This window comes from Haloarcula sp. NS06 (genome assembly GCF_051122755.1).
Taxonomy (GTDB): Archaea; Halobacteriota; Halobacteria; order Halobacteriales; family Haloarculaceae; genus Haloarcula.
The window spans coordinates 516,236-529,698 of record NZ_CP184844.1 but is presented as its reverse complement, the minus strand read 5'-3'; the positions used below and the strand labels follow the sequence as shown (position 1 = coordinate 529,698).

Annotated in this window: 13 protein-coding genes, 1 tRNA gene and 1 pseudogene; 10 read left to right on the top strand and 5 right to left on the bottom strand. The window is 61.2% G+C overall.

Going from position 1 to position 13,463, the window contains the following annotated elements:
• The first annotated feature begins 16 nt into the window (after window positions 1-16).
• The 7 genes from ACODNH_RS06440 (at window position 17) to ACODNH_RS06410 (ending at window position 6,027) form a co-directional block, all read left to right on the top strand.
• Window positions 17-949 (top strand): ABC transporter ATP-binding protein, encoded by a 933-nt coding sequence (locus ACODNH_RS06440; RefSeq protein ID WP_306708537.1) that lies wholly within the window; start codon window positions 17-19, stop codon window positions 947-949.
• A 36-nt stretch (window positions 950-985) separates the two neighbouring features.
• Window positions 986-2,416, top strand: a complete 1,431-nt coding sequence (gene sufB, locus ACODNH_RS06435; protein WP_306708535.1) for a Fe-S cluster assembly protein SufB — start codon at window positions 986-988, stop codon at window positions 2,414-2,416.
• A gap of 2 nt (window positions 2,417-2,418) precedes the next feature.
• Window positions 2,419-3,630, top strand: a complete 1,212-nt coding sequence (sufD, locus tag ACODNH_RS06430; protein ID WP_306708533.1) for a Fe-S cluster assembly protein SufD — start codon at window positions 2,419-2,421, stop codon at window positions 3,628-3,630.
• A gap of 340 nt (window positions 3,631-3,970) precedes the next feature.
• Window positions 3,971-4,453, top strand: coding sequence for a ferritin-like domain-containing protein (locus ACODNH_RS06425; protein ID WP_306708531.1), 483 nt, complete (start codon window positions 3,971-3,973; stop codon window positions 4,451-4,453).
• Window positions 4,450-4,884 carry a metal-dependent transcriptional regulator gene (locus ACODNH_RS06420; RefSeq protein WP_306708529.1) on the top strand — a complete coding sequence of 145 codons (435 nt, stop codon included), beginning with the start codon at window positions 4,450-4,452 and terminating at the stop codon, window positions 4,882-4,884. The genes ACODNH_RS06425 and ACODNH_RS06420 overlap by 4 nt, the downstream gene beginning before the upstream one ends.
• Before the next feature lie 59 nt (window positions 4,885-4,943).
• Window positions 4,944-5,016: transfer RNA gene (locus tag ACODNH_RS06415), tRNA-Gln, on the top strand.
• A gap of 282 nt (window positions 5,017-5,298) precedes the next feature.
• Entirely contained in the window at window positions 5,299-6,027 is a 729-nt protein-coding gene (locus ACODNH_RS06410) for a GNAT family N-acetyltransferase (RefSeq protein WP_306708527.1), read from the top strand.
• Here the strand turns inward: ACODNH_RS06410 and ACODNH_RS06405 are convergent.
• Window positions 6,018-6,224, bottom strand: a complete 207-nt coding sequence (locus tag ACODNH_RS06405; RefSeq protein ID WP_434531124.1) for a hypothetical protein — start codon at window positions 6,222-6,224, stop codon at window positions 6,018-6,020. The genes ACODNH_RS06410 and ACODNH_RS06405 overlap by 10 nt on opposite strands.
• A 285-nt stretch (window positions 6,225-6,509) precedes the next feature.
• Between ACODNH_RS06405 and ACODNH_RS06400 the strand changes: the two are divergent.
• A pseudogene (locus ACODNH_RS06400) lies at window positions 6,510-7,225 on the top strand (HD domain-containing protein).
• On the opposite strand, the gene ACODNH_RS06395 reads toward ACODNH_RS06400, so the two are convergent.
• The 3 genes from ACODNH_RS06395 to ACODNH_RS06385 all read right to left on the bottom strand — a co-directional run bounded on the left by ACODNH_RS06395 (window position 7,220) and on the right by ACODNH_RS06385 (window position 10,957).
• Entirely contained in the window at window positions 7,220-7,918 is a 699-nt protein-coding gene (locus ACODNH_RS06395; protein WP_306708520.1) for a LysE family translocator, read from the bottom strand. The pseudogene ACODNH_RS06400 and the gene ACODNH_RS06395 sit on opposite strands and share 6 nt — an antisense overlap.
• A 37-nt stretch (window positions 7,919-7,955) precedes the next feature.
• Window positions 7,956-8,846, bottom strand: a complete 891-nt coding sequence (locus ACODNH_RS06390) for a coiled-coil protein (protein WP_004957913.1) — start codon at window positions 8,844-8,846, stop codon at window positions 7,956-7,958.
• A gap of 266 nt (window positions 8,847-9,112) precedes the next feature.
• Window positions 9,113-10,957 carry a hydrolase gene (locus ACODNH_RS06385; RefSeq protein ID WP_306708518.1) on the bottom strand — a complete coding sequence of 615 codons (1,845 nt, stop codon included), beginning with the start codon at window positions 10,955-10,957 and terminating at the stop codon, window positions 9,113-9,115.
• 108 nt (window positions 10,958-11,065) lie between these two features.
• Between ACODNH_RS06385 and ACODNH_RS06380 the strand changes: the two genes are divergently transcribed.
• Both ACODNH_RS06380 and ACODNH_RS06375 read left to right on the top strand, forming a co-directional pair.
• On the top strand, window positions 11,066-11,239 hold the full coding sequence (locus tag ACODNH_RS06380) for a hypothetical protein (protein WP_434531123.1): 174 nt from the start codon (window positions 11,066-11,068) through the stop codon (window positions 11,237-11,239).
• 26 nt (window positions 11,240-11,265) lie between these two features.
• Window positions 11,266-11,697, top strand: coding sequence for a DUF371 domain-containing protein (locus tag ACODNH_RS06375; RefSeq protein ID WP_434531122.1), 432 nt, complete (start codon window positions 11,266-11,268; stop codon window positions 11,695-11,697).
• Between the two features lie 84 nt (window positions 11,698-11,781).
• On the opposite strand, the gene thsA is transcribed toward ACODNH_RS06375, so the two are convergent.
• On the bottom strand, window positions 11,782-13,341 hold the full coding sequence (thsA, locus tag ACODNH_RS06370) for a thermosome subunit alpha (protein ID WP_306710432.1): 1,560 nt from the start codon (window positions 13,339-13,341) through the stop codon (window positions 11,782-11,784).
• Between the last annotated feature and the right edge of the window lie 122 nt (window positions 13,342-13,463).

Genomic DNA, 13,463 nt, shown 5'->3' with positions numbered 1-13,463 from the left:
GACCTAAGAGATACCTATGGCGAAACTCGAAATCAACAATCTCCACGCAGAAGTCGCAGAAGAGGACGGTGAAACGATTCTCCGCGGTGTCAACCTCGAAGTCGAGTCCGGTGAGATCCACGCGCTGATGGGTCCCAACGGCTCGGGTAAGTCCACAACGGCGAAGATCATCGCCGGCCACCCTGCCTACGAGGTAACCGACGGCGAAGTACTCATCCACCTCGAAGAAGACGAGTTCGGTGACGAAGAGATCCCGGAGGATCTCCGAACCTGGAACCTGCTCGACCTCGAACCGAACGAGCGCGCCGCGCTCGGCATCTTCCTCGGCTTCCAGTACCCGGCCGAGATCGAAGGTGTCACGATGGTGAACTTCCTCCGCACCGCGCTCAACGCCAAGCTCGAAGAGCGCGAGGAGCTCTTCGAGGACGACGACGAGGAAGAAGAAGCCGACGCAGAGGGTGGCGACACCAACGAGGACGCTGCCGGCTACGACACCTCCCCGATGGAGGGCAACGTCGAAGAAGGCGAAATCGGTGTCGCCGAGTTCCAAGAAATCCTCCAGGAGAAGATGGAGCAGCTGGACATGGACGAGAAGTTCGCGTCCCGGTATCTCAACGCTGGCTTCTCGGGCGGCGAGAAGAAGCAAAACGAAGTCCTCCAGGCCGCGATTCTCGAGCCTTCGGTTGCCGTGCTCGACGAGATCGACTCCGGGCTGGACATTGACCGACTGCAGGACGTCTCCAACGGTATCAACGCGCTCCGTGACGAGCAGGGCGCGGGCATCCTCCAGATCACCCACTACCAGCGTATCCTCGACTACGTCGAACCCGACCACGTCCACGTGATGCTTGACGGCCAGATCGCCACCTCCGGTGGCGCTGAACTCGCCGAAAAGCTCGAAGACGAGGGATACGACTGGGTCCGAGAGGAAGCCTACGAGGCCGCGTAACGCCCTTCCGTACACAGCGATAACACTACACACACTATGAGTTCAGATCAAGACCACCTCAAAGAAACCGACACGGAGAAGCGCTTCGAGTTCAAGAAAGAGGAGAAGTCCGCCTTCGAAGCCGAGAAGGGCCTCACGGAGGAGACCATCCGGGTCATCTCCGAAGACAAGGACGAGCCGGAATGGATGCTCGAGCGCCGCCTTCGCGCACTCGAGCAGTTCCACGAAATGCCGATGCCGGACGGCTGGCCGGGCGCGCCCGACCTCTCCGAGGTCGACGTCGACGAGATCGTTCCGTACATCCGTCCCGATATCGAGACCCGCGGCGGGGTCGACGACTGGAATGACCTCCCTGATGAGATCCAGGACACCTTCGACAAGCTCGGCATCCCGGAAGCCGAGAAGAACGCGCTCTCGGGCGTCGGCGCACAGTACGAGTCCGAGATCGTCTACCAGAACATGCAGGAGCGCTGGGAAGACAAGGGTGTCATCTTCTGTGACATGGACAAGGCTGTCCAGGAACACGAAGACATCCTCAAAGAGTACTTCATGACCAAGGCCGTGCCGCCGAGCGACAACAAGTTCGCGGCGCTACACGGCGCTATCTGGTCCGGCGGGTCGTTCGTTTACGTCCCCGAGGACACCACGGTTGACATGCCCGTGCAGGCGTACTTCCGCATGAACTCCGACGGCATGGGCCAGTTCGAGCACACGCTCATCATCGCCGAGGAGAACTCCGAAGTTCACTACATTGAGGGCTGTTCCGCCCCGAAGTACTCCGAGTTCAATCTCCACTCCGGCGGCGTCGAAGTGTTCGTCAAGGAGAACGCCCACGTTCAGTACTCGACCGTCCAGAACTGGTCGAAGAACACGTACAACCTCAACACCAAGCGCGCCATCTGCGAGGCCGACGGCACGATGGAATGGGTCTCAGGCAGCATGGGCTCGAAGGCCACGATGCTGTACCCCTCCACCGTTCTCAAGGGTCCGGGCGCGACGGACAACCACATCACCATCGCCATGGCTGGCGAGGGGCAGGACATCGACACGGGCGCGAAGGTATATCACAACGCACCCGAAACGAAGTCCACAATCGAGTCCAAGTCCATCGCGAAGGACGGCGGCCGCACGAACTACCGCGGTCTCGTCCACATCGCTGACGGAGCCGAGGACTCCTCGACCTCCGTCGAGTGTGACGCGCTGATGTTCGACAACGAGTCCACGTCGGACACGATGCCGTACATGGAGATTCAGGAGTCCAAGGTCGACGTTGCCCACGAGGCGACCGTCGGCAAGATCGGCGACGAGGACGTCTTCTACCTCCAGTCCCGCGGACTGGACGACGACGACGCAAAGCAGATGATCGTCGCCGGCTTCATCGAGCCGATTACGGAGGAACTGCCGATTGAGTACGCCGTTGAGCTGAACCGCCTCATTGAGCTTGAGATGGAGGGGTCGCTCGGATAACCATGAGTACGCAGGTACACGCCAATCTCACAGAGGCCCAGGTAGAACAGATTTCAGACGATCTCGGCGAGCCCGAGTGGCTGCTCGAGACGCGAAAGGACGCGCTCGCAGCGCTCGAGGATCTGGAGATGCCGGATGTCATCCGGACGCCGGGTCGCACCTGGACGAATCTGGACGCGCTCGAATATGAGTCGCTGGTCGACCCGCTCGACTACGCACAGGACAAGGACCGCGTCGACGCAGAGGGCGTCGAAGTGCTGTCCTGGAGCGAAGCGCTCGACGAGCACGCGGACCTCGTCGAGGACCACTTCGGCAGCGTCGTTGACCCGCAGCGAGACTACCTCACCGCGCTGTCGACGGCCCTGTTCTCGGCTGGGACAGTCGTCTACGTCCCTGAGGGCGTTGACGCCGAGGACGTGAAGATCCGGACGACGATGAACAGCCAGTCGCTGTTCAACTACACGCTCGTCCTCGCTGAGGAGTCCTCGTCAGTGACGATCCTCGAACGTCAGGGGACCGGCGAGACAACTGACGCTGATCAGTACTACTCCGGTATTGTCGAGGTCGTCGCCGAGGAGAACGCCTACGTCCAGTACGGCGCGCTCCAGAACCTCTCAGAGGAGACCTACAACTTCCAGGTCAAGCGCGGCCACGCCGACACCTACGCCACGGTCAACTGGATCGACGGCAACATCGGCTCCCGCCTGACCAAGTCCAACGTCGAAACCCGACTCTTGGGTGACTCCTCCGAATCACAGATTCTGGGTGCGTTCTTCGGCCACGAGGACCAGCACTTCGACATCGCGTCGCGTGTCTGGCACGAGGCCGAGCACACCATCGCCGATCTCGTCACCCGCGGCGTCCTCGACAACGACGCCCGCTCGGTGTACGAAGGCGTTCAGGATGTCGGACGCGAAGCTTGGGACACGTCGTCGTACCAGCGTGAGAACACGCTCATGCTCTCCGACGACTCCGAGGCCGACGCGTCGCCGAAGCTCATCATCAACAACCACGACACCGAGGCCTCCCACTCCGCAACGGTCGGGCAGGTCGACGCAGAGGACATGTTCTACATGACCTCCCGCGGTGTCGACCCGGAGCGAGCGAAGAACATGCTCGTCGAAGGGTTCTATGTCCCGGTACTCGAAGAAGTGCAGGTCGACGAACTCCGCGAGGACCTCGACCAGCTGATCTACGAGCGGCTTCGTGAGTGAGCGGTAACGCACGAACAACGGCTTGGGAGTGTCCACTTTCCCGCCGTCTCCAAGAGTAATCGTCTGCTTCTCCCACCCCGTTGGAGCCATTCTCCGACGGTATTCTCGTGAGTGAGCAGATACTCGTGGTGACAGACAATCCGCTTTTAGGCCGCAGACCTGCATCACTGACAATTCGGCAGTCGCTGACAGTGTTGAGATGGACAGGCAGTAGCCGGGAAGGGGAACGGTGGCCGTGACTGAGTCGGATACGCCGGCTCGGCGACAGGGAACCGCTTAAGTCCGGGCCTCCCCGAACTACGTGTATGACCGCAGCACAGCGCCGAGTGGGGGTGTTGCCGTGAGTCTCACACAGCCGGTGGCGTCCGACCATCAGCTCGCCCGGCTGCTACAGATTGGCATCGTCCTCGAAGAGGTCGTCGAGGCACGGTCGGCCAAGCACGCCGAGGAAACGAGCGGTGAGCACGAGCAGGCGGTACTCGACCTCCTCGAACACGCTGAGACGGAGTCAGCTGAGCACCGCCGGCAACTGGAGTCGCTCATCGACGACCTCGAAGCGGACACTGTCCCGTTCGAAGAAATCGAGATGCTGGTCGAGGCCCAGTACGAAGCCGACAAGGACTTTGATGGCGTGCTGTATGACCAGCTTTGTAACGAGGAGACGGCGTACAAGTTCTACGACGACCTCATCGAAGCAATCGAGGCATCGGACGTGACATTCACCATCGACCGCGAGCGGTTGCTTGCTGTGCTATCGGATATCCGCGAGGACGAGGCGGCGGGTGTCGAAGACGTGACTGACCTGATGGAGGACTATCAATGAACACGCAGGCCCAGTATCTGAAAGCGATCTATCTCACGCAGCAACAAGAAGACGGTCCAGCATCCACTGGCGACGTGGCTGATATGCTTGATGTCAGCCCGGCGAGTGCCAACGAGATGATCGGCAAACTCGAAAACCGGGGGCTGCTGAACCACGAGAAGTACAAAGGTGTCGATCTCACTGATGACGGTATCGCACAGGCTCGTGAGGCGCTCCAGAACTACTGTATCATCGAGCGGTTCCTCATCGAAGTGCTCGAGGTCGAAGAGTTCCGAGCCGAGGCAAAGCAACTGGAGGGCGTCATCGACGAAACAGTCGCTGATCGCCTCGATACGATCATCGACCGTAAACCACAGTGTCCCGACTGTTTCGACCCCGAGGGTGATGTCTGTGGCCTCCTCGAAGTAGAGGCCGAAGTCACCAGCGATTGACCGCTCGCTCTCGAAGCGTTCAAGTGCGTTCCGTCGATTATTCCGAATACAGTGAGTGCAGTCCCGTGGTGTAGTGGCCAATCATAAGGGCCTTTGGAGCCCTTGACGGCGGTTCGAATCCGCCCGGGACTATTCTACCGCAAACAACTCGCGAGCAGCAGATATCCCGGCGGTTGAACCCAAAGGACGAGCAGATTCGAGTCCTCATGCTTCGAATCTGCCCGAAGTATCTGATGACAGAGCACGAACAGCGGCTGCATTTCTTCGGGGGAGCAACGATAGCAGTGGGTAGTGGACAGACACGTCCCAGCCAAGGTCACAAACTGTAGCGCCCTCGCATGAATAGCCCAACGAGTGTCCCAAATTCTGACACCGAGCTGTATCTTTATGATGTTCCGTGCCAACTAGTGGCATATGAAAATCAGGGAGGCAGTGCCGTCGGACCGGCCGGCTATCCGTGACGTGGCGCGTCGCTCGTTAGAGGCGTCGTACTCGCTGGGACCGAAGGCGATTACAAGCGCTATCGAGGAGTGGTACGACGAAGATCGTATCAACGAAATACTCAGTGAAGAGAGTAATCGGTTGATTCTCGTCGGCGAACAGGACGGGCAGGTGGTCGGCCTCTCAGAGAGCGTTCTGTCGGGCGACAGTATCGGGACGATTCTCTGGTTGCACGTCGACCCGGCATACCGCGACGAGGGGATCGGGTCAGCGCTGTTCGATGAGACCCACCGGGAACTCCATGACCGCGGCGCTGAGACACTCCAGGGGCGCGTGCTGGCCGACAACGTCGAAGGCAACAACTTCTACGAGGACCGCGGTTTCGAACGCGCTGGCACGGGTGAAGTCGACATCGCTGGACGGACCTACGTCGAGAACCTCTACACCGATGCAGACGAACTCGGTCGTGAGCGGATAACTGGCGATGGTCGGACAGTCTATGTCGATCATAACAACCACGAGTCCGGGTCGATGGCGCCGTTCCACGTGGTCCACGTCACAGAGGAAGGCAGCGATCGCTATGGCTACTTCTGCAGTAACTGCGAGACGCTGGCGAACGCGATGGACTCAATGGGCCGCATCGAATGTGACAACTGCGGGAACGTTCGCAAGCCGATGCGCTGGGACGCCGCCTACCTGTAATCACGGCGGCGACTGTCCCCCGGGCGCTGTGACGATTCCTGTCTATTCGCGGGGAGCAGTATCAGCTTGTAGTACAGTCCGAACAGACACAGGGCGATACCGACGCCGACGAGCACGTCAGTCACCGCGTGTTCGCTGATCGCGTGGGTCACGATCGACACGTCGCCGACGGGCATGTGAAGTAGCTGGAGAGGCATATGTGTCGATTTATCTATTAGCTGTAAAAAGCCAGACTAATGTTCCCAGCCGCTGAGAACCAGTCGCGACTGTCGCCCAACAGCGGTCCTACTGACACGGAATCGGGGACAGTGAGGGTGGCTGTCCGCCGCTCAGACAACTGCTCCGAAGACCGGTTTTGTGACACTGTTTGCATCCAGAAATGCCAGGTGTGGCAGCCGTTCTCCCTGTCGTAACGCTAAAGAGTCGAACGTACGTCTATATGTGTAAGATGAATATCGAAATCCGTCTCCGGAGGTGGTGCTGTGGGCGTCGAGATTAGGGAGTCACCTGTCTCAGCCGACGCGTTCGAGGAAATGAAGGAATTCGTCCACGACTATCTCGCGGCGAGTGTCGAAAACGAAGAAGAGGGCGGCCGTATGCGTTGGTACCCGTGGCACTCCGCGGAGTACCGCTTCAACCACATCCTCAACGTCGTCGACATCGCGACAAAAATCGCCCGCAAGGAGGGGGCGAACGTGGACGTGACTCGCGTGGCAGCGCTGTTTCACGACATCGCAAAACTGGAAGCCGAGCAAGACCTCCATGCGGAAGCCGGCGCTCGGATCGCACGCGAGTATCTGCGGGCACACGGTGACTACCCCGAATCGTTTATCGAACAGGTCTGCTCCGCCGTTGAGGTCCATTCGTACCAGGGGCCGCTGGACGACCTGCCCTAGAAGTACAGTGTCTCATTGAGGCGGATATCCTGGATAAGGTCGGCGCGAACGGGACCGCCCTGATGCTGTTGCGTATGGGCTATGAGTCCCGGACGCACATGGACGCAGCCGAGATGGTCGACCGTGTCATCGAACGCGGTGAGGACGCACGCGAACGCGTCGAGAGCGACACAGCAGAGTCTATCGTCCACCAGCGACTCAAGCGGACCCGCTGGTTCCAAGAGTGGCTGACGATGGAAGTCGCGGATATGGCTGTCGAAGACGATCTTGACGACGTGGCGACCGGGATGGGCGACTCATAGCGCTCGTAGCAGGAACAGGACGCCAGTCCCGGCGAGAACAGCGGCGCTGACCCACGCGATCAGCGGTGCGAGCCGTTCGATACGCGTTCTCGCAGCAACAATCGCTGCCGGAAACCCCGTAATCCAGAGGCCGATACCGCCGAAAAACCCACCTAATAGCACCGGATGACCGGTTTGTATCGTTAGCGTGTCAGTCCCGACCGCAGGCACGTACGACGACACGTCGACCACACCGGGTTCGAGGAGGCCGATGCCGACGGTGAGCCAGAAGATGACCTGATAGGGATTTGTCAGCGCCAAGACGAGGGCCTTGCGAAAGCCACGGCTATCCCCAGCCGTGACTGACGAGTCCCCCTCGGTAACGACTGTATTGGCTTCCTGAACTGCGCCGTAGGCAAACCAGAGCATCAGGAGCCCGCCGGCACCGACCATCACGCGTTGAACGCCCGGCGTCTCGGTGATGACTGTGGCGGCACCGAGCACGGCGAGCACGAGGAAACAGGCGTCAGCGGTCATCGCGCCGAGACCGGCGAAGAAGCCGGCCCGCCAGCCCCGCAAGGCGCTTTCCTCGGCGATAACGGCGTTCATCGGGCCTGGCGGCGCAGCTAGTGCGAGGCCGAACAGGACCCCACCGAGGGCTGTCGGGACGAGCGAGAGCGCGCCGAGCTGGAGCAGGCCGAATGAGTGATGCATCTATGGTCAGTAAAAACAGAGAGAAAATCCTACAGACTTACAGCTTGCCGGCCTTCTGGAGCTTCATCAGGTCCTCGGTGTCGAGGGTTTCGCCTTCCTTGAACTTCTGATAAATCTCCTCGGCTTCCTCGCGAGCGGCTTCCTGCTTCTCCTCGCGCTGGGAGCGCTCCTGCTCTTCTTCCTTCTTGTCGAGTTCGCGGAGGCGCTTCTGGACGCGGACGAAGTCTTCGTGATGCTGGTCGGCCGCTTCCTGGGCATCGACGAATTCTTCGTGCTTCTCGTCGGCCTCGTCACGGATCTCGTCGGCCTCGCGGTAGGCCTCGATCATCTCGTTGTGGTGCTTCTGGGCCTCGTCGGCCAGTTCCGTGACCTTCTGGTGGTGCTTTGAGGCTTCCGAGCGGACCTCTTCCGCTTCCTCTTTGAGCTCTTCGAGGTCGCCGCCCTGATCGAGCTTCTCCTGTTTCTCCTGGAGCTTTTCGCGCTTGGTCTCGATCTTCTCGATGAGCTCCTTTTCGTCTTCCGAGGAGAGCACCTCGGTCTGTTGCTTGAATTCGAGGTCTTCGATTTCCTCTTTGAGTTGTTCGACTGACGTCCCCTCGTCGAGTTCGAGGTCGTTTTTCAGGTTGTCGACCTTGTCGAACAGCTCGTTCGCTTCCGCATTGAGCTCGTTACGCTGGTCTTTGTGTTCCTGGACCTGCTCGTTGAGCTCGTCGCGCTTCTCGCGGTGTTCTTGGGCTTCGTCGACCTTCTCGCGAGTCTTCGCGTTCAGGTCGTCGCGGGCAGAGGCCCGCTCGGATGCCATCTGGTTCAGCTCGTTTCGTCGGTCACGAAGCTGGCCGGCGAGTTTGATAAGCTCGCCTTTCGATTTGTTTTCAAGATCCTCTTCTGTTACTGTAACGTTCTTTGATTCGTCTATCGAGTCTGCCATTGTTGAATCCTCTATGCCATCACCGCTTCAGCACAGACAGTCGGCCCACTACTGAGGGGCTGACACCAATAACAAGGGTTCCCTCTCATGTTGGGCTGAAAGCGATACTGCCTGAACGCGGAAGCGTTCTGGTGTCTACAAATAGAGGTGGATATTGTTTAAACATTCCGGTGCATTGAATACCGCGTCAACCTCTCACACGCCATATTTCAGGGGTGAGACGGTCGCTATCGCACCGATTTTCCATGGTATATCACGCACCTGTATTACTCGCTAATACGGTACTCGTTTTTCACGACAGTCTGGCCGTCGGTGGCGGCAAGCGTCACATCGTCATCGGCTGAAAGAATGAGTGTGTCGACGGTGACGCGGGCAAACGGGCCGACCGTGTGTTCGGCCTGTTCGCGGTTTCCGTTGCAGTCCCATTCGACGGTGAGGTCCGCTTTTTCTGGACGGTCGTGGAGGACAACAATATCTTGCTCGCCGGGCGCTGCATTCGAGAGCACCACCTGCGTGGGCTCGTAGCTGTCGGCGAGAACACTGAATGCCTCCTTCTCGGTCCCGTCAGCGGCGAGCAGACCCATGCCGGCGTCACCGACATCTCGGAGGCTATCAACGATGACGAGCGGTGCGTTGCGTCGCCGGAGCGTCTCAGCAACCCCGCGGACGACACTGGCCTGATACGCCTGTGATGCTTCAACTCCACCGTCAACGTGGCGGTCGTGGCAGGCGCTATCGAATCCGGGACTATCGCCTGGGTCCGGCGTTCCCAGCGCACCGGCGCCAAAGCCGGCAACGACATCGCTGACGTTGAATCTGGAATAGAGCCATGGGAGGTCTGCTGCATCGCCGTACCGCCACCCCGGGTACAACGTGACCGCATCGGGGTCGATTCCGGGCGGGCCGACGACCGGGAACGTCGGGACGGAGTCGACAGCCGACGACACCGACTCGGCGTCCGTGCTGTCGTAGCCGGTACGCCAAGAACGCCACCGGAAGCGAAGCCTGTCGAGGAACCCGGAGCCCAGTCCGTCAGCGTACGGAGTCACTGGCTCGTCGTGAACACTGACCGCCGCGAAACTGGGATGCTGTGCGTAGGTCGCATTGAGCCGAGCCGCGAGGGCAGTGCCCCGCTCAGTGTCGAACGGCTCGGGGCCTGACAACGGGAGGTCCTGCCAGAGCAGGACGCCGTGGTCGTCACAGGTCCGGGCCACTTCGGGCGGCGTCCCCTGCGCCCGTACCCGAACCAGATTTGCATTGGCGTCGACGGCCCGCTCGACGTCCTCAGCGGTCGGGTCCAGCAGCGTCACGCCGCGAACCGGCACATCTTCGCCGTTGACCCGCAGGCCACCGTCGTACGAAACGGTACGGAGTCCCGTCGTCACCGAGTGCTCGTCGTCGCCGAGTTTTGCCCTGAGCACGTAGCGGGACTGTTCACCGCGGTCGTGGGGCCACCACAGCGACGGATCGCGCACGTCCATCGTGTAGGCCACCGTCGTCGTCTCCTCGTCGGTCGAGACGCGGGCCCGGTCCATCATCCCGCCGCCACGAACGTCACCCTCCGGCCGAAGCGAGAGCGTAATCCGGTCGTCAAGTGGCTCGTCAGTCAGGATGGTCGCCGACACGTCCACCGACGCGTCGGTTACGTCCGCTTCCGACAGCTGTGGTTGGACCGAGAGTTCGCTCACACATGGGTCCGGTCGGGTTTCAAGGGTCGCGTCCCACCAAACGCCCGGGACACAGCGTTCCGGCGGAAGCTGGTCAGTCGCGTGCAAACCGCCGAAGCGGTCCTCGGGCGCGCGACACTCCACGACGATCCGGTACTCCTCGCTTTCGGGGAGTCGGACCCGAAGCGGCTCGAAGTAGGCGTCGTGGCTGGTGAGCAACTCATCGTTGCACCACACGCGTGTGTGCGCGTACGTTCCGCTCAGTACAAGCAGGGCGTGTGCGTCGCTCTCGTCCCGCGGGTCCGAGAACGTCGTTTCGTAGGCCACGGCCTCGGCACCGGCGAACTGTTCGGGCCGGCCAGGCACCGATACCGGTTTCCACGCCTCCGGGGACGGCATCTCGTCGTCCGGCGCAACCGCCGCGCCGCGCCACTCCAGCGACATACCTTGTGGCCCGTTCCGTGGCGGCATATCCTTTGCCCCACGCCTTCACTTTCACTTTCACTCCGGGGATGGCTCGCTTTGACATAGGTAGCCACCTACTATCCAGATATGATTGCCGAACTGCACGAGGCGGCGACACCGACCTGCGAGGCCCAACACTGTGAGCGCTCGCTCGGGGAGCCAGCACTGGTGTTTGAGACCGAGGCCGGCCGCCGCGAAGCCCACGAATGTGCCTGCGGTGCGGTGACGGTTACCGTCGTCCGGTCGGAGTCGTCCCGCTGAAGTACGCCCGGCAGTGACCGGGAGGTATGACACTCAAGGAAGTGATCCGTGCACAGGGCCACGAGAACGTCTCCGGCGAACACGCCAGCACGCTGGAAGTAACAAGCGACGACTTTCTGACACCTGCAGGTGACTGCATCCTCGCTATCGAGGCCGACCGCGTCCCCAGCGACTTCGACAGCGAGTTCGTAACGGCCTGTCAGGATGCCGACGCGGCGATTACAGCGACTATCGAAGTTGGCGAGCAGACCGTTACTGTGACCGGGACCGGTCACCCCGACCTGTCCTTCGAAAATGACCGTAGCCACGTCCTGCGGACGAGCGACTACGTCGACGACCGGACCGTGATGGTCAACGCCGACGCCGCGGCCGGCGACGTGGACCGGGGCCTCGTCGACGCGCTCGCTGACGGCCATGATGTGACGCTGACGCTGTCCGTCGAGCCCAGTAACGAGTAAGCGGCGTCTTCTCTGTCGGCGGTCGCACCGCTGTTCGGTTTCGCCGAAAGAAAACAGGTTAGAGCGCCTGTACCGCTATCTCGCTTAACTCGACGAAATAACGTCGTCGATACGGACGATCATCGTCGCCGCCTCGGTGGCGGAGCCGACGGCTTCGCGCTTGACAGCGGCAGGGTCGATGATGCCGTACTCGACGGGGTCATCGACAATGCCGGTCTGGCCTTCGCTGATGACGCCAGCGATGCCCTCGCTCTCGTGTTCTGCACGGAGGTCGACGAGCGCATCGATAGCGTCGAGGCCCGTGTTCTCCGCGAGGGTGCGGGGCAGCACATCGACGGCGTCGGCGAACGCTTCGACGGCGAGCTGCTTGCGGCCCTCGATGGACGCCGCTTCGGAGCGGATGTGGTCGGCGATGGCGATTTCCGTCGCGCCTGCGCCGGGAACCACACCGCCGGCATCGAGCGCGGCGATGACGGTGTCGAGCGCGTCGTTGAGCGCGCGTTCGAGTTCGTCGACGACGTGTTCGGTGGAGCCGCGAGCGATGACCGTGACGGACTCGGCGGTCGCGCCGCCGGTGATGAACGTCATGTCGTCGTCGCCCTGCTTCTCGACGTTGACGCTGTCGGCGTGGCCGAGCGCGTCCTCGTCAAGGGATTCGAGCGAGCCGACGCGCTTTGCGCCGGTAGCCTCGACGATGTCCTTGGCGGTCGAGGAGCTGATGCTCTCGGCCACGAAGACGCCTTCCTTGGCGAGCTGGGAGGCGACGCGGTCGGCAACATCCTCGGTGACGAACGCGACGTCAGCGCCGCTTTCGAGGACATCTTCGGCGTAGCCCTGCAGTTCGCCCTCTTCAGCGTCGAGCGCGGCGTTGAGCTGGTCGACGCTGGAGACATTGTACTCAGCGTCGATGTTGCTCTCGCGGACGTCGAGCTCGGTGTCGATGACCGCGATGGACGCGTCCTCGACCGAGGTCGGCATGTTGTCGTGGACGGCTGTCTCGTCGACGATGACGCCCTCAACGAGCTTGGTTGCGGAGGAAGCCGCACCCGTCTGGGTGTGGACTTCGATGTTGTCCCGGCGGACGCCGTTGTCGCTCTTGGCGTGACGGACGGCGTCGACGACGACTTCAGCGAGTTCCCCGGCCTCGACGTCACCGGTGCCCTTACCGGTCATCGAGGATTCGGCGACTTCGACGAGCGTCTCGTCGTCGAGGTCGACATCGAGGACGAGCTCGTTGATCGCGTCCTGTGCGAGTTCGGCCGCGGCGGAGTACCCTTCGACGATTGTTGTCGGGTGGACATCGTCGTCAAGCAGGTCCTCACCTTTCGTCAGCAGTTCCCCGGCCAGCACGGACGCTGTCGTCGTTCCGTCGCCCACTTCGTCCTCCTGTGTCTGGGCGACCTCGACGATCATCTGGGCCGCGGGGTGTTCGATGTCCATCTCGGAGAGGATGGTCGCCCCGTCGTTAGTGATGACCACATCACCATCGTCGGAGACGAGCATCTTGTCCATGCCGCGGGGACCGAGCGTGGTCCGTACGGACTCGCTTACGGCCTTTCCGGCGGAGATGTTCGATGACTGTGCGTCCTTCCCGTGTGTGCGCTGGGCGTCCTCATCAAGGATGAAAAGAGGCTGGCCGCCCATGCGTCGCTGGCCAGATGACATATGTGTTGAACCTCACTTAAGACAAGGCAAGCGGTTCTATATAAATCTTTCTAACACTGCGGACAGCTTGTCGGGTGACAGCGCCGTGCTGTCCCCGTAAT

Bases quoted from the DNA above. Each gene is read 5' to 3' on its own strand.
- ACODNH_RS06420 (WP_306708529.1), top strand. From the start codon at position 4,450: ATGAACACGCAGGCCCAGTATCTGAAAGCGATCTATCTCACGCAGCAA.
- ACODNH_RS06380 (WP_434531123.1), top strand. From the start codon at position 11,066: ATGATTGCCGAACTGCACGAGGCGGCGACACCGACCTGCGAGGCCCAA.
- ACODNH_RS06395 (WP_306708520.1), bottom strand. From the start codon at position 7,918: ATGCATCACTCATTCGGCCTGCTCCAGCTCGGCGCGCTCTCGCTCGTC.
- ACODNH_RS06385 (WP_306708518.1), bottom strand. From the start codon at position 10,957: ATGTCGCTGGAGTGGCGCGGCGCGGCGGTTGCGCCGGACGACGAGATG.
- ACODNH_RS06405 (WP_434531124.1), bottom strand. From the start codon at position 6,224: ATGCCTCTCCAGCTACTTCACATGCCCGTCGGCGACGTGTCGATCGTG.
- ACODNH_RS06440 (WP_306708537.1), top strand. From the start codon at position 17: ATGGCGAAACTCGAAATCAACAATCTCCACGCAGAAGTCGCAGAAGAG.
- ACODNH_RS06410 (WP_306708527.1), top strand. From the start codon at position 5,299: ATGAAAATCAGGGAGGCAGTGCCGTCGGACCGGCCGGCTATCCGTGAC.
- sufB (WP_306708535.1), top strand. From the start codon at position 986: ATGAGTTCAGATCAAGACCACCTCAAAGAAACCGACACGGAGAAGCGC.
- thsA (WP_306710432.1), bottom strand. From the start codon at position 13,341: ATGGGCGGCCAGCCTCTTTTCATCCTTGATGAGGACGCCCAGCGCACA.
- ACODNH_RS06375 (WP_434531122.1), top strand. From the start codon at position 11,266: ATGACACTCAAGGAAGTGATCCGTGCACAGGGCCACGAGAACGTCTCC.
- ACODNH_RS06390 (WP_004957913.1), bottom strand. From the start codon at position 8,846: ATGGCAGACTCGATAGACGAATCAAAGAACGTTACAGTAACAGAAGAG.
- sufD (WP_306708533.1), top strand. From the start codon at position 2,419: ATGAGTACGCAGGTACACGCCAATCTCACAGAGGCCCAGGTAGAACAG.